Below are 17,557 nucleotides of genomic sequence, written 5' to 3'. Positions count from 1 at the left end.
GGCGTAGTTCACCCCGGCGCGTTCGCGCCCTCACCGTTTCCAGGCCCCCGGATCCCCCGATCTCCTCATGTCCTCTCCGCAGATGCCACCCGCGACGCCTCGCCCGCCGACCTCGCCTCCCCACGCCTCCTCTCCCGCCGCGCCGCCCTCCTCGAAGGGGGGCGGGCTCGCCGCGCGCCTCGCCGACCTCCAGGTGAACCGGCCCGCGGTGCCGCTGCTCGCGACCGGGCTCCTCACCGTCATCGCCCTCTTCCTGGCGACGCGGCTCACGGTGCTGACCGGCTTCGAGTCGCTCCTGCCGGCGTCCCGGCCCAGCGTGCAGGAGCTCGACCGGGTCGCGGCCAAGACCGCCGGCGTGTCGACGCTCTTCGTCGTGCTGCAGGGCGGCGACGGCACGCCCACGGTCGCGCTCCAGAGGGCCGCGGACGCGCTCGTGCCCGAGCTCGAGCGGCTCGGGCCGCCGTGGGTCGGCAGCGTCGAGGACGGCGTGCACGAGGCGTTCCGCTATCTCTCGCCGCGCGCCGGGCTCTACGCCGATCGCGACCGGCTCACGAAGCTGCGGGACGACATCGAGGCGCGCTACGCCTACGAGGTCAACAAGGCGACCGGCGCGCTGCTCGACGACGACGAGCCGCCGCCCGAGGTGAACGCCCGCTCGATCGAGCAGAGCCTCGGCCTGAACGGGATCGACGCCGGGCGCTACCCGGACGGCTATTACCAGTCGAAGGACGGCAAGACCGTCGTCGTCGCCATCCGCTCGAAGGTGCTGGGGAGCGATTTCGCCGCCGGCAGCGAGGCGATCCGCCGCGTGCGCGAGGTCGTCGAACGCGTGCGCCCCGCCTCGTTCGACCCCGGGATCACCTACGGCCTCGCCGGCGATCTGCAGACCGGCATCGCCGAGTACGCGGCGATCAACGAGGACCTGACCGACGTCGGCGTCGCGGGCGCCGTCCTCATCGCGGCGGTCGTGTTCCTCTATTACCTGCGCCTGCGCATGCTCGTCGCCATGCTGATCACGATCGGCACCGGCGTCGCCTGGACGTTCGGGGTCACCCAGCTCGCGATCGGCCACCTCAACATGGCGACCGGGTTCCTCTTCTCGATCGTCGCCGGCAACGGGATCAACTTCGGCATCATCTACATGGCGCGCTACCTGGAGGCGCGCCGCGGCGGCGCGAGCCTGCTCGAGGCCGTGCGCGTCGCCCACCGCGAGACCTGGCTGCCCACGCTCACGGCCGGCTGCGCCGCCGGGGCCGCCTACGGCTCGCTGCTCGTCACCGAGTTCCGCGGCTTCCACGACTTCGGGCTCATCGGCAGCGCCGGCATGGTGCTCTGCTGGGTCGCCACGTTCCTCGCGCTGCCGAGCCTCCTCGCGGTGATGGAGCGGCTCAGCCCCCTCGATCGGGAGTCGCCGGGCCTGTTCGGCAGGCTCCGGCGGCGCACCCAGGGCGGCATCGCGTTCGGCGAGCCGTTCGCGCGGCTCGCGGCGCGGAGCCCTGCCGGGCTGACGGTCGCCGGCCTCGCCCTGGCCGCGGTCGGCCTCGTCGCGACGGTCGCCTACGTGCGCGCCGATCCGATGGAGTACGACCTCCGGAACCTCCGCAACGACGAGAGCGCGCGCGCCGAGCAGATCCGGCTGAGCGCGGTCGCGGAGGAGATCACGGGCTACGTCGGCACCGACGGCATGGCGATCCTCGTGGATCGGCCCGAGCAGGTCGAGCCGCTGCGCGCGGCGCTCTACGCGCGGCGCGACGCGGCGCCCGAGGGCGAGAAGCCGTTCAAGGAGATCTACGCCCTCCAGGATCTGGTCCCGAAGGATCAGGCGGCGAAGATCCCGTTGCTCCTCGAGATCAAGGAGCGCGTGCTCCGGGCGAAGAAGCGCGGCCTCATCGGCGACGAGGACTGGAGCCGGATCCAGGCCGTCATTCCGCCGGACGATCTCGCGCCGTTCGGGATCGAGGATCTGCCGGCGGGGGTGGCGCGGGCGTTCACGGAGACGGACGGGACGCGCGGGCGCATCGTGTACATCAGCCCGATCACGCCCGAGAGCGTGCACGACGCGCACTACCTGTTCCGCTGGGCGGACGCGTACCGCGAGACGCGGCTCCCGGACGGCAGCGTCGTGCGCGGGTCGGGGCGCGCGGTCATCTACGCGGACATGTGGGCGGCGGTCATCGACGACGTGCCGCCGGCGGTGCTCTTCTCGCTGGCCGCGACGGTCCTCGTCGTGCTCGTCGCCTTCCGCGGCGGCCGCCCGGCGTTCGCGGTGCTGGGCGCGCTGCTCGTCGGCGTCTTCTGGATGGCGGGGCTGCTCGTGCTGATGGGCGTGAAGCTCAACTTCCTGAACTTCATCGCGCTTCCGCTGACGTTCGGCATCGGCGTCGACTACGCCGTGAACATCGTGCAGCGGTACGCGCGCGAGGGCGCCGGCGGCGCGCTGACCGCCGTGCGCGAGACGGGCGGCGCGGTGATCCTCTGCAGCCTCACGACGACGCTGGGCTACCTCGCCCTGGTGCGCTCGCAGAACCACGCCGTGCGGAGCCTCGGCGTGGCCGCGGTCCTCGGCGAGCTCGCCTGCCTCTTCGCCGCCGTGCTGGTGCTGCCCGCGGCGCTCCTCTGGCGCGACCGGCGCCGCCCGAAGGGCGAGGAGAGCTTCCTCGCGGTCGGCCGCCCGACGACCTGAGCGCGGCCGCGGCGGCCCTGCCCGATCCATCGCGACACGCTGCGTCCGCCCCCAGCCGGCGGGCACGATCTGGAGCGGCCCCCCCGGCGCCAGCCCCTGCGGGAGCACTCGATCCGTTACGGCCCCCCCGGCGCCAGCCCCTGCGGGAGCACTCGATCCGTTACGGCCCCCCTGGCGCCAGCCCCTGCGGGAGCACTCGATCCGTGACGCCCCCCCGGCGCCAGCCCCTGCGGGAGCATTCGATCCGTGACGCCCCCCCGGCGCCAGCCCCCTCCTGACGGTTGCGATCCGCTGCGCCCCCCCCGGCGCCAGCCCCTCCTGACGGTTGCGATCCGCTGCGACCCCCCGGCGCCAGCCCCTCCTGACGGTTGCGATCCGTTGCGACCCCCCGGCGCCAGCCCCTCCTGACGGTTGCGATCCGTTGCGACCCCCCGGCGCCACCCTCTCCCAACGGATCCCATCCGTCGTGGCCCCCGGATCGCAGCCCCTTCCCACGGAGCCGGTCCGCCACGGGTTCCTGCCGCCATCTCTCCCCGGACGGCGCGAGCTCCACCACGGCCTCGTGCGGCTGACGGGAGGCGCACTGCATCACGCGGAGCGGCACCGCTGCGCGAAGCGCTCCTTGATGGTGACGAGCTCCCTCGCGGTGACGGCAGCGATCGACGGGACGACATTCCGAGGTCCCTGAAGATCTCCCCTCGCCGCCGCGACCGCGGGCGAGATGCGAACGTGGGTGGCGCTCGGCTCTGAACAGGAATGCGGGGGAGGCGCGAAGAAAAGATAAACAATCTTCGAGCCTTCCTCCGAGCCCTCCCCCGGCGACCGCGACCGCTGCCCAAATGGGGCGCCTGAACAAAGTGGATATCGGATCGACGCGCCCGTCGCAATCGCGCATCAAGGACGCGACACGCGCGAATTTGACCCGATACCCACAACATTGATGCGCCTCGCACGGTTCGTTGCGTTACGGTGCGTGTCGGGTGGGGATTCGCCCATGCCTCCCGCGCGTCAGGGAGGATTGAGCTTTCTTGTCGCTCCAGCCGACCGGCGCGCGCCGACGGCCGCCCTGCGGCGGCTCTCTCCGCGCGGTCCGCCGCCGCGCGCCGGCGGCCGTGGGCCACCCGATCCAGCGCACATCGCTGCACAGGGGAGTCGAACCCATGCTCAACAAAGTCCAGATCCGGAAGTCCAATGCGACCGTAATGGAGGAGATGCAGGCGTGGTTCCGTGATTGCCTCGGCTGCGTCGCGGGAAGGCGAGAATTTCTGCTCGGGCGGTACATGATCACGGTGCTCGACGACATCGACACCGGTACAGGCGTGCTGGACACGTACCGCGAGTTCAGGCGCCACGCGCTCGCGTACGAGAAGGTCGCGTGCCTCTTGATCTTCAACAACCCCGAGCTCTACGCGGGATCCGGCTGCACCGCGCTCGACGCCATCTCGTACCTGGCGCGGCAGATCGCCCCGCTCGCGCACGAGCACCCCGAGCGGCTCATCCGCGGCGGGAGCGTGCACCAGCGCCACGCGCTCAAATGCCCGGTCACGGGGGCCCTCACGATCTTCGACGACTTCGACGCGATCGCGTTCTGCCCGCAGGCCGACGACAGGGATGACCCGCTCTATGACCCGCTGATGGCAGCTCCGTATCCGTGCATCAACATCAGCTCCGACGTGTTCGGGTTCTCGATGTTCGCACGAGATCGCTTCCTCCACAGGTACAACAGAGACATATTCGGCGCACCCGCGGATGACGCCCTTCGTCGGCATTTGACAGAATGCGCGGCGCTCTGGCAGAAGATCGCCGCGCGGACCATCCGCAACTACATCGCGATGACCGACACGACGCTGTGTCCGACGTACCTGTCCGAGGATGAGCGCTACTGGATCGCCAACCACCAGGATCCCGCGTTCGCCGAATCGGAGAAGCGCGCCTACCGCCACGAGATGCCGGTGACCTATACGCCGCAGATCATCGAACGCTGGATGTGCCGCATGGAGGGCCGCTCCGACGGCCCGGTCCGCGCGGTCACCACGCGACCCGGGGAGAGCCTGTGAAGACCGTCGCGCTGTCCTGCTTCTTGCTCAACACGATGCTCTGGGCGACGTTCTACGCCGTGTCGAAGGAGGCGCTCGCGCGCATCGACAACTTCGTGTTCTCGTTCCTCGAGGTGGGCTCGCTCCTCCCCGCGGTGGTGCTCATCCTCTGTCTCTCCTGGCGCCGCGAGAGGGCGGCGTTCACCCGGGCGCTCGTGGTGAGGGGCGTGAAGCTCGGGAGCGTCCTCGCGCTCGCCATCTTCACGAGCACGCTCGCGCTGAAGCACACCACGGCGACGAACACGGCGTTCTTCCCCTCGCTCAACGGCATCATGGCCGCGCTGATCGCGCGAGGGTTGCTCAAGCGGCCCATCGCCGCGACGACGTGGATCGCCGGCCTGGTCGCGTCGGCGGGGGCGCTCCTCATGGTCTTCGAGGGCCCGATCAACGGAGCGCACTGGCGAGGAGACCTGATCGCGCTCCTCGCGGCCTTCTTCTACACCTGTTACATCTTCCGGGTGGATCACGACATCCACCAGGAAGACTCGTCGCCCTGGCCGCTCTTCGGGATCGAGGTCGCGACCATGATCGTGCTCACCGGGCTCGGCGCCGCCGTCCTCGGCGACTGGAGCGCCGTTCACCCGGTGTTCCCCAAGGATCTCTTGGTCATCCTCTACATCGGGTTCGGGACGACCCTGCTCCCGACCGCGATATCGATCTTCATGCAAAAGCACGTGTCGCCGGTGACGGTCGCGTTCATCTACGTCTTCGAGCCGATCTGGAGCGCGCTCCTGGCGCGCCTCTACCTCGGCGAGGCGCTGACCCTGCGCGGGTACCTCGGGGGAGCGCTGATCATCTCGGGCGCGCTCATGCACACCTGGCACACGGTGAGGCCCACTGCCCCCGCGCTCGCCGAGGCCTAGCCGCGGCGCTTCATGTAGTCCCAGATGCCGCGATCGAAGGTGGCCGGGTCGACGCGCAGCAGCTCGGCGGCGCGGCAGACGACCGCCTTCGCGTCGGCATACCCTCTCACCTCGACGCCGGCGGTCTCGAGGAACCGCAGCACGTGGACGTCGATCGCGCACGTCCGGATGCCGCAGAGCATCTTGAAGTAGTCGACCGTCTTGTCGCCGATCCCGCTCAGGCGCTTGAGCCGCTCCTGGCTCCCGTCGAGCTCGATCCAGACGCGAAGATCGGCCTCGGTCTCGACGTGCGCCTCGCGGAGCAGCTCTGCCGTGCGCCGAACCAGGAGCGGCTTCCGCCCCCGGAACCCGAGCAGGGTGGACGGCTCGATCCGCCGCAGGAGCTCGAGGAAGGCGGTCGTCGTGACTGCCTCCGGGTGGCGCGCGCGGAGCCGCTCGACCCTCGGCTTCACCACGGTCTCGTAGCTGATGCCCGCCTGGAGGACCGCCTCGGAGATCGTGGCGCCCATGTGGGCATGGATCTCCTCGTCGACGCTCGCGGAGAGGAGCCCGGGAATGCGCCCCGCGAACGCCGCGAGCGCTCGCGGGCGCGTGTCGGTGCACGAGGTCACCGCGTCGAAGCCCGCATGGAAGCCACGCGGGGACGCCTCGTCGTGGCTCGCGTCCGACGTCCTCGATGTCACGGCGCCTCGCGCAGATCGGCGCAGCAGCGCACGCCGGTCGAGTAGTCGTAGTACGTGAAGTCGTGCGACACCACGCGCGCCATGCACCCCTCCCGGGTCGCGCGCGCATAGAACCCGCCGACGAAGGTCCCCTCCGCATCGTCGATCCACTCGTCCAGGTTCCCCACCATGTCCGCGATCGCGTCGCCCTCCCACGCGCTCGCGCACGTCGCGGTCTCGCCCGTCCGCCGGAGGAGCGGCGCCCCGCCGACGCGCACCAGGTTGAGCCGCGGATCGCTGTGCCCGAGGCTCACGTCGCGGTGGAGCACCGCGGCCGGGTGCGCCTCGCGGAAGACATTGCACTTCCCGTCCGCGTACGTCGGCCCGTACGGGAACCGCTCGTCGCGCTCGCCGCGGCACGCCGTCCGCCACTCGTCGAGCGTGCAGAGCCGCTTGCCCGCGTTCCGGCACGCGAGCTCCGCCTGCGCGCCGCTCGTGTAGCCCTGCGGGAGCACGCCCCGGCGCGACACGGCGCGCGGCTCGAACTCGCGCTGCTTCTGCCACCCGGGCAGGAGCGGCAGCTCCATGCGCCGCGCCTCCGCGTCCCCGAGCTGGAGCCGCATCTTCGACCACGCGCGCTCCACCGACGCGGCCCCCTGCCGCGACGGCGGGTAGAACGCCGAGATCTCGAGCCCCGTCTCCCGGTCGAGCAGCACCGCCTCGTAGCGATCCACGCAGAACCGGCGCGCCACCCGCACCATCTCCGGCGGGCAGCGCGGCTCCGCGATCGGCGCCGGCGCCCTCGGCCCGGGCGGCGCCCCCACGAGCGGCGGCGCCACCTCCACGGCGCCCGCTCCCGCGTCCGCCGCGCCGCCCTCTCGCTCCGAGCGGCAGCCGGCGAGCGCCGCGCACGCGAGCGCCACGGCCGCGAGCGACGCGCGCCCGCGCGCCGCGCCCGCGAGGCGGCGACGGCCGGCGCGAGGCCGGGCGGAGCGCTCAGCGGATCGCGCCGGCATAGGGATCCATGGACGCGGGCGCCCGGCAGAAGAAGCGGCGGAGCACGAGGTAATGGTGGACCGGCAAGAGCAGCGTCTGCTCCCGCATCGAGAGCCCCATCCGGCTGATCTCGGCGCCCGGGAACGGCGTCTTCGGGTAGCAGCGGACGATCCCGGAGAGCGCCTCGTACTCGTCGAGCAGCCCGAGCACGTGCCCCACCTCGTGCGCGAGCACCGGCAGCGACCAGCCGGCCCGCATCGCGCTGAAGTACGGCGTCCGCCCGCAGGTCGGCGAGAGCGGCACCGCGAGGTCCACCCGGAGCGCCCCCCCGCGCGCGTCGTCCCCGAGCACGAAGTCGAAGTCGTAGCGCACCGGCAGCCCGAAGGCGCGCGCGTCGCGGTTCCAGTACCCCTCGACCTCGGTCGACCAGCGCGCCAGCAGCGCGCGGATCGCGGCCGGCGTCGCCCGCGTCGAGAACTCGCCGGAGCCCGGGCAGGCGTCCGTCGACCCGGAGCGCGCGTACGGCGTCCCGCGGCACGCGATCGCGCCCCCGAGCGCGCCGGCCAGCCCGCAGTCGGGCAGCTCGAGCCGGGCACCAGCGCCTGCCGGCGGCTCGACCGCGATGCGGACCTCGACCTCCCAGGCGCCGCCGCGCCGCCGCACGAGGTAGCTCATCGGGCCGAAGAACAGGCCATAGTGCGGCATCATCCCGGCGATCCGCCGCTCCCCCTCCGGCGCCTCCCCGTGGAAGACGTCCCGCGGCGCCGGCAGGCACAGGTAAGCGTCCTTCGCGATCGTGTCGGCCAGGATGTCCCGGAACGTGGCCTCGCGGCCTTCGAGGACGGCCCCGCTCATCGCCTCGAGCTCCGCGGCCGCCGCCGCGATCGAGACCTCGCGCGCGGAGCCCGCGCCGCCAGGCGTGCCGGCCTCGTCGCGCGCGGCCCCCCCGCAGCCCGCCGCCCCGAGCGCGAGCCCCGTGAGCGCCGCGCGACACACGTCGACCAGACCGCGCCACCCCGGCCGCGCGGCTCCACAACGCGCCGGCCGCGGCGCGCCGCCGTGGACGCTTTGTCTTGCGCGTGCGCGCCGAAGCGAGCTACGTCGTACCTGGAACGCCGCGCGCTGGCCGGCCGTCCGAGCCGCAGAGGACACGCCGCCGGACGCGGTGCGCGCAAGGGGGGCTCGCGTGGGCCTGGAGGTCAACGCCGCTCACTTACGGGGAGTTGGAGGAAGAATCAACGCGTCCGAGGTGAAACCGCGCAGCCGGTCGGGCGTAAGGACGCGTAGCGAAGGGCTCGGCGCGGTCGAGGAGACCGGCGAGGCCCGAGGAGCCCAGACGCGCGTGCCGCCATGCGGGCGAGGCGCGCGATGGGCTCGGTGCTCTCGATGAATGACGAAGGTGGAGGCTCCGATGGCAATGGATATGGGCAAGTCGTTGGCGTTCACGGCGGTGTCGGGCATGGTGGCGGGCCTCGCGGGCTGTGCCTCGTCGCCGCCGCCCGCCCCCGAGACCGGGGCCTCCCCGGCCGAGCCGGCGGCCGCCGAGGCGCCCGCGGCCAGCGCCAAGGAGTGCTGCGCCGGCAAGAACGAGTGCAAGGGCAAGGGCGGCTGCAAGAGCGACACCCACGGGTGCGCGGGCCAGAACGAGTGCAAGGGCCAGGGCGGCTGCAAGCCGGCCGACTGCGGCGGCCACTGAGACGCTGAGCCGCGCGACGCCCGGCCCGCGACCCCGCGGGCCCGGGCGTCGCCGCGACGTGGTGACCCATGGCGAACCTCGATCGCGCGAACCTCGAGCGCATGCGGCTGGGGCTCCCCGACCTCGGCGTCGGCGTCGGGCTGCGCATCCCGCACTACCGCCACATCTTCGAGCACCGGCCGCGGGTCGACTGGTTCGAGATCATCAGCGAGAACTTCATGGTCGACGGCGGCATGCCGCTCGCCAACCTCGAGCGCGCCCTCGCGAGCTACCGCCTCGTGCAGCACGGCGTCTCGCTGTCGATCGGCAGCGCCGATCCGCTCGACTTCGACTACCTGCGCCGGCTGAAGGCGCTCCTCCGCAAGGTGGGCTCGCCGTGGGTGAGCGATCACCTCTGCTGGAGCGGCGCGCACGGGGTCCACCTGCACGACCTGCTCCCCCTGCCCTACACGGACGAGGCCGTGCGGCACGTCGCGGCGCGGGCGCGGGCGGTGCAGGACTTCCTCGAGGTGCGGCTCGCCCTCGAGAACGTGTCGAGCTACCTGACCTTCACGTCGAGCCGGATGAGCGAGTGGGCGTTCCTCTCGGCCGTCGTCGAGGAGGCCGACTGCGGCATCCTGCTCGACGTCAACAACGTCTACGTCTCCTCGCACAACCACGGCTTCGATCCGGGCGCCTACATCGACGGGGTGCCGCACCACCGGATCGTGCAGATCCACCTCGCCGGCCACGCGGACCAGGGCAAGTACATCCTCGACACCCACAGCGATCGCGTGGCCGACCCCGTGTGGGCGCTGTACCGGCGCGCGCTCGGCCACACGGGCGACGTGTCGACGCTGATCGAGTGGGACGACGATCTGCCGGCGTTCGAGGTCCTCGCGGCCGAGGCCGAGAAGGCGCGCGCGATCCGGGAGGAGGTGGCGCGTGCGCGCGCCGCGTGACGCCGCGCCCCCGGCCGGGCTCGCCTCGCTGATGGGCGAGCTCACCCGCCTGTTCACGGCCGGCGCGCCGCTCCCCGACGACCCCGAGCTCGCCGCCCGGTGCCGCGCGCACGTCGCCGGGAGCGATCGCCTCACGCCCGCCGAGCAGGCCGACATCTACCGGCGGCAGTTCTGGCTGCGCCACCGCGACGCCCTGCGCGAGGACTTCCCCGCGCTCGCGCACGTCCTCGGCGACGACGGCTTCGACGCGTTCTGCCGGGCATACCTCGCGGCGCACCCGCCCGCGAGCTTCACCTTGCGCGATCTCGGGCGGCGCGTCGCCGACTTCGCGGCCGCGCACGAGGGGTTCCCCCCTGCCCTGCGGGATCTCGCGCGCGACGTGGCGCGCTACGAGCAGGCGCTCGCCGATCGGTTCGACGGCGCCTCGCCGCCGCCGCTCGATCCGGCGAAGGTGACGGGCATGCCGGAGGACGGCTGGTCCACGGCCCGGATCGTCCTCCATCCGCTGCTCGCGCTGATGCAGCTCCGCTACCCGGCGCACGCCCTCCGCGGCGAGCTCCGGCAGGGCAGGTCGCCGGCGCTGCCCGCGCCGCGCCAGGTCCGGCTCGCCGTCTTCCGCAGCGACGCCGATCTCACGATGCGCTGCGAGGAGCTCGAGCCCCCGGCGTTCGCGCTCCTCGAGGCGCTCGGGCGGGGTGTGCCGCTCGTGGCGGCGTGCGAGGAGGTGGCCGCCGGCGTCGACGAGGCGGCGGGCGTCGACGAGGCCGCAGGCGCTCGCGAGGCGGCGGGCGCGGCGCTCGGCGCGCGGGTCGGCGCCTGGTTCCAGCAGTGGACGAGCTGGGGGCTGATCGTCGACGTCGCGCACGTCGCGCCGGGCTCCGGCGCCGAACGCGGCTAAGATGGCGCGGTGACCACCATCGTTCAGCGCACGCTCGAGGTCCGCACGAGCGGCCGCGGTTTCGTCGACATCACGCGCGAGGTCGCGCGCGTCGTCGCCAGCGCCGGCGTCGACGTCGGGCTCTGCGCCGTGTTCCTCCAGCACACCTCGGCGAGCCTCGTCATCCAGGAGAACGCCGATCCGGCCGTCCTCCGCGATCTGGAGCGCTGGATGTCGCGCCTCGCGCCGGAGGGCCGCGACTACGAGCACGACGACGAGGGCCCCGACGACATGCCCGGTCACCTCCGGAGCGCCGTCACCCGATCGAGCGAGGTGATCCCGATCTCCGGCGGCCGCCTCGCGCTCGGGACATGGCAAGCCCTGTATGTCTGGGAGCACCGTAGTTCTCCACACGCGCGCCGCGTGGTGGTGACCGTAACCGGCACCACAGCTGCGGGTTGAGTGGTATACTCGAAGCGTTCGCATCCCGGATGAGCTCGGCGCCCCCGGAGGGCCGCTCGTCCGCTGCCCCCGGCAGGGCCTGATGGCGCGAGCGCGCACGCGACCTCTCACCCTTCAGCGGAATCAGAGCGATGAGCCTTCATACGACGTTCATGGGGATCTTCGACACGGCCCGGATCTGCGTTCCGACCGTGGTGGACGCGATGATGAGGCGCGTGACGCTCGAGCGTTGCGATGAGCGGCTGGACTGGTGGGCGCGCAAGGTCCTCGAGGACGCCGACGTGGATCTCGTGGTGCGCGGGCGCGAGCATGCCGCGGGGACGCGGCCGTTCGTGGTGATGTCAAACCACCAGAGCCTCTTCGACATCCCGGTGGTGTTCCGGGCGATCCCGGGGCGGCTCCGGATGATCGCGAAGAAGGAGCTGTTCAACGTCCCCGTGTTCGGCCAGGCGATGAGGGCGGCCGGGTTCATCCGGATCAACCGGAGCGATCACGTCCAGGCGAGCGCGAGCCTGCAGGTCGGCGCCTCGATGCTCCAGGACGGCACGCGGGTCTGGATCGCCCCGGAGGGCACGCGGAGCCGGACCGGCGCGCTCCTGCCGTTCAAGAGCGGCGGGTTCCGGATGGCGATCGAGACGAACACGCCGATCCTCCCGGTCGCGATCGACGGGACGCGGCATGTGCTGAGGGCGAAGGATTTCGTGGTGCAGCAGCACCACCGGGTGGTGGTCACGATCATGCCGCCGATCGATCCGGCGCCCTACGGCGCGGGCGGGCGCAACCGGCTCATGCGGGACGTGCGCGCGGCGATCGCGGGCGCGCTCGGGCACGATCCGGGGCTGGTGCACCGCGGGGTGGGGGTGGCGACGTCGTCGCCGGCGTAGGCGGAACGCCGGGGGGCTAGACGCCCCCGGGCTCCGCGCTCAGAGCCTCTCGACCTGCCGAGCGGCGGCCGGCTCGCTCTGCTGGAGCGCGCTCTCCGGCGGCTGCGCCCGCGATCGGTGCTCCTCCGGCGGGGACGGCCGGAGCGCCCAGGGGCTGCGCTTCGACGCCTCGCCGCCCTCGTCCTCGCCCGGCGGCAGGTGCTCCGCCGTGAGCCAGGCCCAGAAGGCGTCGGCCCAGCGCGCGCCGCCCACCTCGTTCGGGTGGATCTTGTCCTTCTTGCGCGGGAGGGGGCCGGGGACCAGCGCGTCGGAGTCGAAGAAGCGGCACGGCGCCGAGTTGGTCCGGATCACGTCGATGATCCCGGTGTCCTTCCGCCAGAGCGGAGGGGAGACCCACACGCACGGGCGGCCGCCGATCGCCTTGACGATGCGCCGGACCGCGCCGGCGTGGGCCGGGGGATTGACGTTCTCGACCTCGTTGGCGCCGAGGCTGATGATCACGAGATCCGGCTGGTAGTTCGCGACCAGGAGCTCCATCCGGGAGGCCCAGGTCACCGTGTACGAGCTGGTCTCCGCCTTCACCGCGTAGCGGACGCGGTGCGCCTCCATCCGCGGACGGAGCGCCTGCGCGAACCCTGCGAGCGCGAACGAGTCGCCGATGTGCAGGACCGCCGTGTTGGGCGGAACCGAGAACTCCGGCGGCGCCGCCGGCGGCGGCGCGACGGCGGCCGCGGGCGGCGCGGCGGCCTCCGGGGGGCGGGCCTGGGCCGGCGCGACCTCGGACGGCGGCGCGGCCGGAGGCGGCGGCGCGGGCGGCCCCGGCGGCGGCGCGGCGCCGCACGCCATGCCGGCCGCAGCCACCCCGGCGAACGCCCATTTCCTGACCCGGATCTCCCTGCCCATGCTCGCTCCAGCGCCGCGTCCAGCGCGCGGCCGGAGGCGCCGGAGGGGCACGCGGCCGCGCGAAAAGGTCGCGCGGCGCACTCTAGGGCAGGCCGCGTCCGCACGGCAATCATTGAGCAGACGGCCCGCAGGCCTTATTACATGCGCATGAGCTTCCGTCTGTTTGGAGTCTCGGTCGACGTCCAGCTCGGGTTCTGGCTCTCCGCCGCGCTGCTCGGGTTCGGGATCTTGGCCAGGGAACAGTACCAGCAGTTCCTCGTGTGGGTCCTCGTGGTCTTCCTGTCGGTCCTCATGCACGAGTTCGGTCACGCGTTCGCCATCAAGCGGCACCGGATCGAGCCGGAGATCACGCTGCACTTCATGGGGGGGACGACGACATGGCGGTCGCTCCTGCCGCTCGGGCGGCTCCAGCACGTGATCATCAGCCTGGCCGGCCCCTTCGCCGGGTTCTTCGTCGCCGGCGTCCTGCACCTCCTGCTCCTCTATGTCCCGGCGCTCTACGCCCTCCCGATCATGGTGCTGAGCGGGATGGAGATGCTCATCACGGTCAACGTGTGGTGGGGCATCCTCAACCTGATCCCCGTGCTCCCGTTCGACGGCGGCCACGTCCTCGAGCACGCGCTCGGCCCGCGGCGGGGCCGGCTGACGGCGGCGATCTCGGGCGTCTCCGCCGTCCTGCTCGCCATCTTCTTCCTCCGCGCGGGGTTCTTCTTCTTCTCGCTGATCCTCGTCATGTCCGCCTTCCAGAGCCTGCAGCGGTTCCGCAGCGAGCCGGCGGCCTCGTCGCCGACGATGAACCGCCGGCGCGCCGCGCTCCACGAGGAGCCGGTGCCGCCCGAGACGGCGGTGCTGCTCCAGCGGGCGCGCCGGGCCGTGGAGGACGAGCGGACGGACGAGGCGATGGCGCTGGCGAACGAGGTGCTCGCGCAGTCCCCGGCGCCGCCGAAGCGCGCGATCCGGGAGGCGCACGAGCTCATCGGCTGGTCGCACCTGCTCCTCGGCGACACGAAGCGCGCGGGCGAGGCGCTCGCGCAGGCGCGCAAGCACGGCGAGCCGGATCCGGCGCTGGTCGGCGCGGTGCACCTCGCGCTCGGCGAGCTGAAGCAGGCGCGCAAGGCGCTGGAGGCGGCCCGCGAGGCCGGCGACGACCGGAAGGAGGTCGCCGGGCCGCTGATCCGCGTGCTCGTCGAGCAAGGCGAGGTGGCGCGGGCGGCCGCGGTCGCGCTCGACATCGTGGAGCAGCTCTCCGAGGACGACGCGCGGAAGATGGCGGAGATCGCGTTCGCGCACGGCGCGTTCGACTGGTCGGCGCGGCTCTACGAGGCGATCTTCCGCCGCGCGGGCCAGAGCGAGGACGCCTACGGCGCCGCGCGCGCGAGCGCCAAGGACGGAAATCTGGAGGGCGCGCTCGATCTGCTCCGGCGCGCGGTTGAGGCCGGCTTCTCGGATCGGGCGCGGGCGTGGTCGGACACGGCGCTCGAGGCGCTCCGCGGCTCGGGGCTGGAGGCGGTGCTGCCGCGCCCGTGATCGCGGAATCCTGACGGGATCGCCGGGGCGCTGAACTAGGCTCCGGCGCGTGCGCATCCAGGTGTCTTTCCTCCGGGTGGGATCCGTCGAGGTCCCGCCGCCCGCCTACCAGTCCGAGGGAGCCGTCGGGCTCGATCTCTGCGCCGCCGTCGACGCGCCGGTGACGCTCGCGCCCGGGGAGCGGAAGCTCCTGCCCACGGGCTACGCCGTCGCCCTCCCCGACGGCTACGAGGGGCAGGTGCGCCCGCGCTCGGGGCTCGCGCTCCACCACGGGATCACCGTGCTCAACTCCCCCGGGACGATCGACCCGGACTACCGCGGGGAGATCAAGGTCGTCCTGATCAACCTCGGCGCAGCGCCGTTCACCGTGAGCCGGGGCGATCGGATCGCGCAGCTCGTGATCTGCCCGGTCGCCCTCGCCGACGTGGTCCTGGTCTCCGCGCTCGCGCCCACGGCGCGCGGCGCGGGCGGCTACGGCTCGACGGGCGTGCGCCGCGAGCCCTAGCGCCGCGCGCCTGGGGCCCGGCTCACCGCGACCTGAGCTCCTCGACCAGGAAGCTCCACACCGCGGACACGCGGGGGACGCCGCGCAGGGCGCGGTGCCCGACGAGCCAGAGATGATCGGTCGGCCACTCGGCCGCGCTCGCCTCGAGCGCGCCCGCGAACCCGAGCGGCGTGAGCGCGTGAACGCGCAGGTAGGGCTCCGGGACCAGCACGGCGCCGAGGCCGATCTCGGCCGCGGTGATCTGCGACCGGAAGAAGCTCGTGCGCAGCGCGATCTCCGCGCCGGGGGCGTGGCGCGCGAGCCAGAGCGCCGGAGGGAAGCTGCCGAGGTCGCGATCCCAGGTGATCCACGGCAGGGCGTCCCAGGCCTCGACGCGGCCGGCGTCCCTCGCGACCTCCGCCGACGCCGCGGCGACCCAGCGCCCGGACGCGAGCCTCGTCGCGACGAGGTCCGCGCCCTCCGGCCGGACCGAGCGCAGCGCGAGATCCGCCTCGCGCCGGGTGAGATCGAGCACGCGCACGGACGCGTCGAGCTCGATCCGGATCCCGGGGTGGCGCGCGCGGAGGCGCGCCAGCGTGGGCACGACGAACGAGTCGGCGAAGCCGGGGGCGACGCTGAGGCGCACGACGCCCTCCGCGTCCGCCTCGGCGCCCGAGGCGTCGCGCGCGAGGCGCCGGTGCGCCGCCTCCATCGCCTCGGCCGCGGGCAGCACGAGCTCGGCGACGGGCGTCGGGACGAGGCCGTCGCGCGTCCGATCGAAGAGGCGCGCGCCGAGCGTCGCCTCGAGCGCCGTCAGGCGGCGGCTCACCGTCGAGGTGTCGAGGCCGAGCCGCGCGCCCGCCTGCCCCAGGCTGCCGTGGCGGTGGATGGCGAGGAAGATGCGGATGTCGTCCCACCGCGCGTCGCCGATGTCCTGCGATCTCGCGGCCATGGAGCGCGCTAGCGATCCGACGCGAACAGCCGGAAGACCGCGATCCCGATCCCCAGGACCACGAGGCCCACCGCGACGTGGAGGAGCCGGAGCGGGCCCACGCCGATGCGCTCGCCGCCGAAGAGCAGCGACGCGGCCCCGAGATCGAGGAGCGTGATGACGACGGCCGCGCCCGCGAGCCGCACGGGCAAGGCGAACATGGCCATGAGCTCCGACGCGCTCAGGCTGGGGCGCGCGGGCGCGCGGGCCGTCATCGGGGGCGGCATCCGCGACGGCGCATACGACGGCCGCGCGAACGGCGGGGGCGCCGGGGGAGACCAGTCGAGCGCGAGCGGCACGACCGGCTCGGTGGGCAGGCTGTGCGCCGGGAGGCGGCCGCCGCGCTCCGGCAGATCGAGCTCCCGCGCCGAGTCCGCGAACGCCGCCGGCGACGTGAGGCCAGCGCCCGGGAGATCCAGCGCGCGCGTGGATCGCGGCGCCGCGGGCGCCGCCGAGGGGCGGCGGGCGCCGGGCGGCGCGGGGCCCGGCCGGGCAGCGCGAGCGGCGGCGCGCTCGGCGGCAGCCCGAGCGCCTGCTCGACCTCGTCCCAGAACGCGCCGAGGTCCCGGAAGCGATCGCGCGGGTCCACGGCCAGCGCGCGCCGGAAGGCGCCCTCGAGCGCGTCGGGCACGAGGACGCCCTCGTTCCTCGGGGTGGGGCGGCGCTTCTCGTCGAGCACCGTGCCCATCATGGCGACGTGATCCCCGGCGATGATCTCGCGGCCGGCGAGCGCCTCGACCGCGGTGACCGCGAGGCCCCAGACGTCGGTCCACGGGCCCGTCTTGCCGAAGCGCTTCGGCGCCCACTGCTCGGGCGCGCCGTACGCGGGCGTGAACGCCGTCGAGAGGCCGCCCGACGTGGTCGCGGTCTGGCCGGCCATGAGCGTCGCGGCGTCGCGGGCGCGGGCGATCCCGAAGTCGAGGATCTTCACGACCTCGGCGCCGTGGATCTGGGCGAGGAAGATGTTGGCCGGCTTGAGATCGCGGTGCACCACGCACGTGGGGCCGCTCGGCCCGGGGAAGCGGTGCGCCGCCTCGAGCGCCCGCGCCACCGGGGTGAGCAGCCGGATCGCCTCGAGCGGCGAGAGCGGCGGCCGCCGCTCCGCGGCGCGGGCGGCAATGTGGCTCGCGAGCGTGCTGCCCTCGAGCCACTCCAGCGCGATGAACGGGACGAAGACGCCGCCCGCGGTCGAGATCACGTCGTGGTGCAGCGGCCGGACCACGGCGGGGATCGCGGCCGAGAGGCGGAACAGGAGCTCGGCCTCCTCGCGGAATTTGTCGAGGAACTGCGCGCGCAGCTGCTCGGGCAGCGTCCCCGGGACCTTGAGGCATTTCAGCGCGACCGGCGCGCGGAACGCCTCATGGTACGCGCGGTACACGACGCCGAACCCCCCTTCGGCGACGACCCGCTCCACCTTGAACGCCCCCTGGGTCGTGCCGACGATCCCGAAGACGTCATCGGCCATCCGCCGGAGCGTACACGAGCTCGATGC

Annotated in this window: 17 protein-coding genes; 10 read left to right on the top strand and 7 right to left on the bottom strand. The window is 73.2% G+C overall.

The genetic code is table 11. The features are described from left to right. Positions 1 to 67: 67 nt before the first annotated feature. The 3 genes from NQZ70_RS21590 (at position 68) to NQZ70_RS21580 (ending at position 5,642) form a co-directional block, all read left to right on the top strand. Positions 68 to 2,683 (top strand): RND family transporter, encoded by a 2,616-nt coding sequence (locus NQZ70_RS21590; protein ID WP_129575890.1) that lies wholly within the window; start codon positions 68 to 70, stop codon positions 2,681 to 2,683. 1,160 nt (positions 2,684 to 3,843) lie between these two features. Then, positions 3,844 to 4,740, top strand: coding sequence for a hypothetical protein (locus NQZ70_RS21585; protein ID WP_129575889.1), 897 nt, complete (start codon positions 3,844 to 3,846; stop codon positions 4,738 to 4,740). Beyond that, positions 4,737 to 5,642 (top strand): DMT family transporter, encoded by a 906-nt coding sequence (locus tag NQZ70_RS21580; protein ID WP_129575888.1) that lies wholly within the window; start codon positions 4,737 to 4,739, stop codon positions 5,640 to 5,642. The genes NQZ70_RS21585 and NQZ70_RS21580 overlap by 4 nt, the downstream gene beginning before the upstream one ends. Here the strand turns inward: NQZ70_RS21580 and NQZ70_RS21575 are convergent. Genes NQZ70_RS21575 through NQZ70_RS21565 form a run of 3 tightly spaced genes read right to left on the bottom strand, consistent with a single transcriptional unit; the run spans position 5,639 to position 8,296 of the window. Further along, on the bottom strand, positions 5,639 to 6,325 hold the full coding sequence (locus NQZ70_RS21575; protein ID WP_129575887.1) for a hypothetical protein: 687 nt from the start codon (positions 6,323 to 6,325) through the stop codon (positions 5,639 to 5,641). The genes NQZ70_RS21580 and NQZ70_RS21575 overlap by 4 nt on opposite strands. Beyond that, entirely contained in the window at positions 6,322 to 7,320 is a 999-nt protein-coding gene (locus tag NQZ70_RS21570; RefSeq protein WP_129575886.1) for a hypothetical protein, read from the bottom strand. Before NQZ70_RS21570 ends, NQZ70_RS21575 begins: the two co-directional genes overlap by 4 nt. Then, positions 7,301 to 8,296, bottom strand: coding sequence for a hypothetical protein (locus NQZ70_RS21565; protein WP_237245496.1), 996 nt, complete (start codon positions 8,294 to 8,296; stop codon positions 7,301 to 7,303). The genes NQZ70_RS21570 and NQZ70_RS21565 overlap by 20 nt, the downstream gene beginning before the upstream one ends. Positions 8,297 to 8,711: 415 nt before the next feature. Between NQZ70_RS21565 and NQZ70_RS21560 the strand changes: the two genes are divergently transcribed. The 5 genes from NQZ70_RS21560 to NQZ70_RS21540 all read left to right on the top strand — a co-directional run bounded on the left by NQZ70_RS21560 (position 8,712) and on the right by NQZ70_RS21540 (position 12,160). After that, positions 8,712 to 8,996, top strand: a complete 285-nt coding sequence (locus NQZ70_RS21560) for a hypothetical protein (RefSeq protein ID WP_237245495.1) — start codon at positions 8,712 to 8,714, stop codon at positions 8,994 to 8,996. A gap of 68 nt (positions 8,997 to 9,064) precedes the next feature. Then, positions 9,065 to 9,937, top strand: coding sequence for a DUF692 domain-containing protein (locus NQZ70_RS21555; protein WP_129575883.1), 873 nt, complete (start codon positions 9,065 to 9,067; stop codon positions 9,935 to 9,937). Beyond that, positions 9,921 to 10,835, top strand: a complete 915-nt coding sequence (locus NQZ70_RS21550) for a DNA-binding domain-containing protein (protein ID WP_129575882.1) — start codon at positions 9,921 to 9,923, stop codon at positions 10,833 to 10,835. The genes NQZ70_RS21555 and NQZ70_RS21550 overlap by 17 nt, the downstream gene beginning before the upstream one ends. 9 nt (positions 10,836 to 10,844) lie before the next feature. Next, positions 10,845 to 11,276: a secondary thiamine-phosphate synthase enzyme YjbQ gene (locus tag NQZ70_RS21545; RefSeq protein ID WP_129575881.1), complete on the top strand. Its 432-nt coding sequence runs from the start codon at positions 10,845 to 10,847 to the stop codon at positions 11,274 to 11,276. Positions 11,277 to 11,407: 131 nt separating this feature from the next. Further along, positions 11,408 to 12,160: a 1-acyl-sn-glycerol-3-phosphate acyltransferase gene (locus tag NQZ70_RS21540; RefSeq protein ID WP_129575880.1), complete on the top strand. Its 753-nt coding sequence runs from the start codon at positions 11,408 to 11,410 to the stop codon at positions 12,158 to 12,160. 39 nt (positions 12,161 to 12,199) lie between these two features. Here NQZ70_RS21540 and NQZ70_RS21535 read toward each other — a convergent pair whose 3' ends face one another. Continuing rightward, the gene (locus NQZ70_RS21535; protein WP_237245494.1) at positions 12,200 to 13,063 is read right to left on the bottom strand and encodes an SGNH/GDSL hydrolase family protein; all 864 of its coding nucleotides are present in this window, start codon (positions 13,061 to 13,063) and stop codon (positions 12,200 to 12,202) included. A gap of 147 nt (positions 13,064 to 13,210) precedes the next feature. On the opposite strand from NQZ70_RS21535, the gene NQZ70_RS21530 reads away from it, so the two are divergent. Both NQZ70_RS21530 and dut read left to right on the top strand, forming a co-directional pair. Further along, entirely contained in the window at positions 13,211 to 14,590 is a 1,380-nt protein-coding gene (locus NQZ70_RS21530) for a site-2 protease family protein (protein WP_237245493.1), read from the top strand. A gap of 49 nt (positions 14,591 to 14,639) precedes the next feature. After that, entirely contained in the window at positions 14,640 to 15,095 is a 456-nt protein-coding gene (gene dut / locus NQZ70_RS21525) for a dUTP diphosphatase (protein WP_129575878.1), read from the top strand. Between the two features lie 22 nt (positions 15,096 to 15,117). Here dut and NQZ70_RS21520 read toward each other — a convergent pair whose 3' ends face one another. Genes NQZ70_RS21520 through NQZ70_RS21510 form a run of 3 tightly spaced genes read right to left on the bottom strand, consistent with a single transcriptional unit; the run spans position 15,118 to position 17,530 of the window. Next, complete coding sequence (locus NQZ70_RS21520; RefSeq protein ID WP_129575877.1) at positions 15,118 to 16,026, bottom strand: LysR family transcriptional regulator; 909 nt, start codon at positions 16,024 to 16,026, stop codon at positions 15,118 to 15,120. 8 nt (positions 16,027 to 16,034) lie between these two features. After that, positions 16,035 to 16,280 carry a hypothetical protein gene (locus NQZ70_RS21515; RefSeq protein ID WP_237245492.1) on the bottom strand — a complete coding sequence of 82 codons (246 nt, stop codon included), beginning with the start codon at positions 16,278 to 16,280 and terminating at the stop codon, positions 16,035 to 16,037. Beyond that, on the bottom strand, positions 16,277 to 17,530 hold the full coding sequence (locus NQZ70_RS21510; RefSeq protein ID WP_237245491.1) for a serine/threonine-protein kinase: 1,254 nt from the start codon (positions 17,528 to 17,530) through the stop codon (positions 16,277 to 16,279). The genes NQZ70_RS21515 and NQZ70_RS21510 overlap by 4 nt, the downstream gene beginning before the upstream one ends. Positions 17,531 to 17,557: the final 27 nt, after the last annotated feature.

The organism is Sorangium sp. So ce836 (assembly GCF_028553905.1).
In the GTDB taxonomy this organism is placed as follows: Bacteria; Myxococcota_A; Polyangia; order Polyangiales; family Polyangiaceae; genus Sorangium; species Sorangium cellulosum_D.
This window is presented reverse-complemented; position numbering and strand designations above follow the sequence as displayed.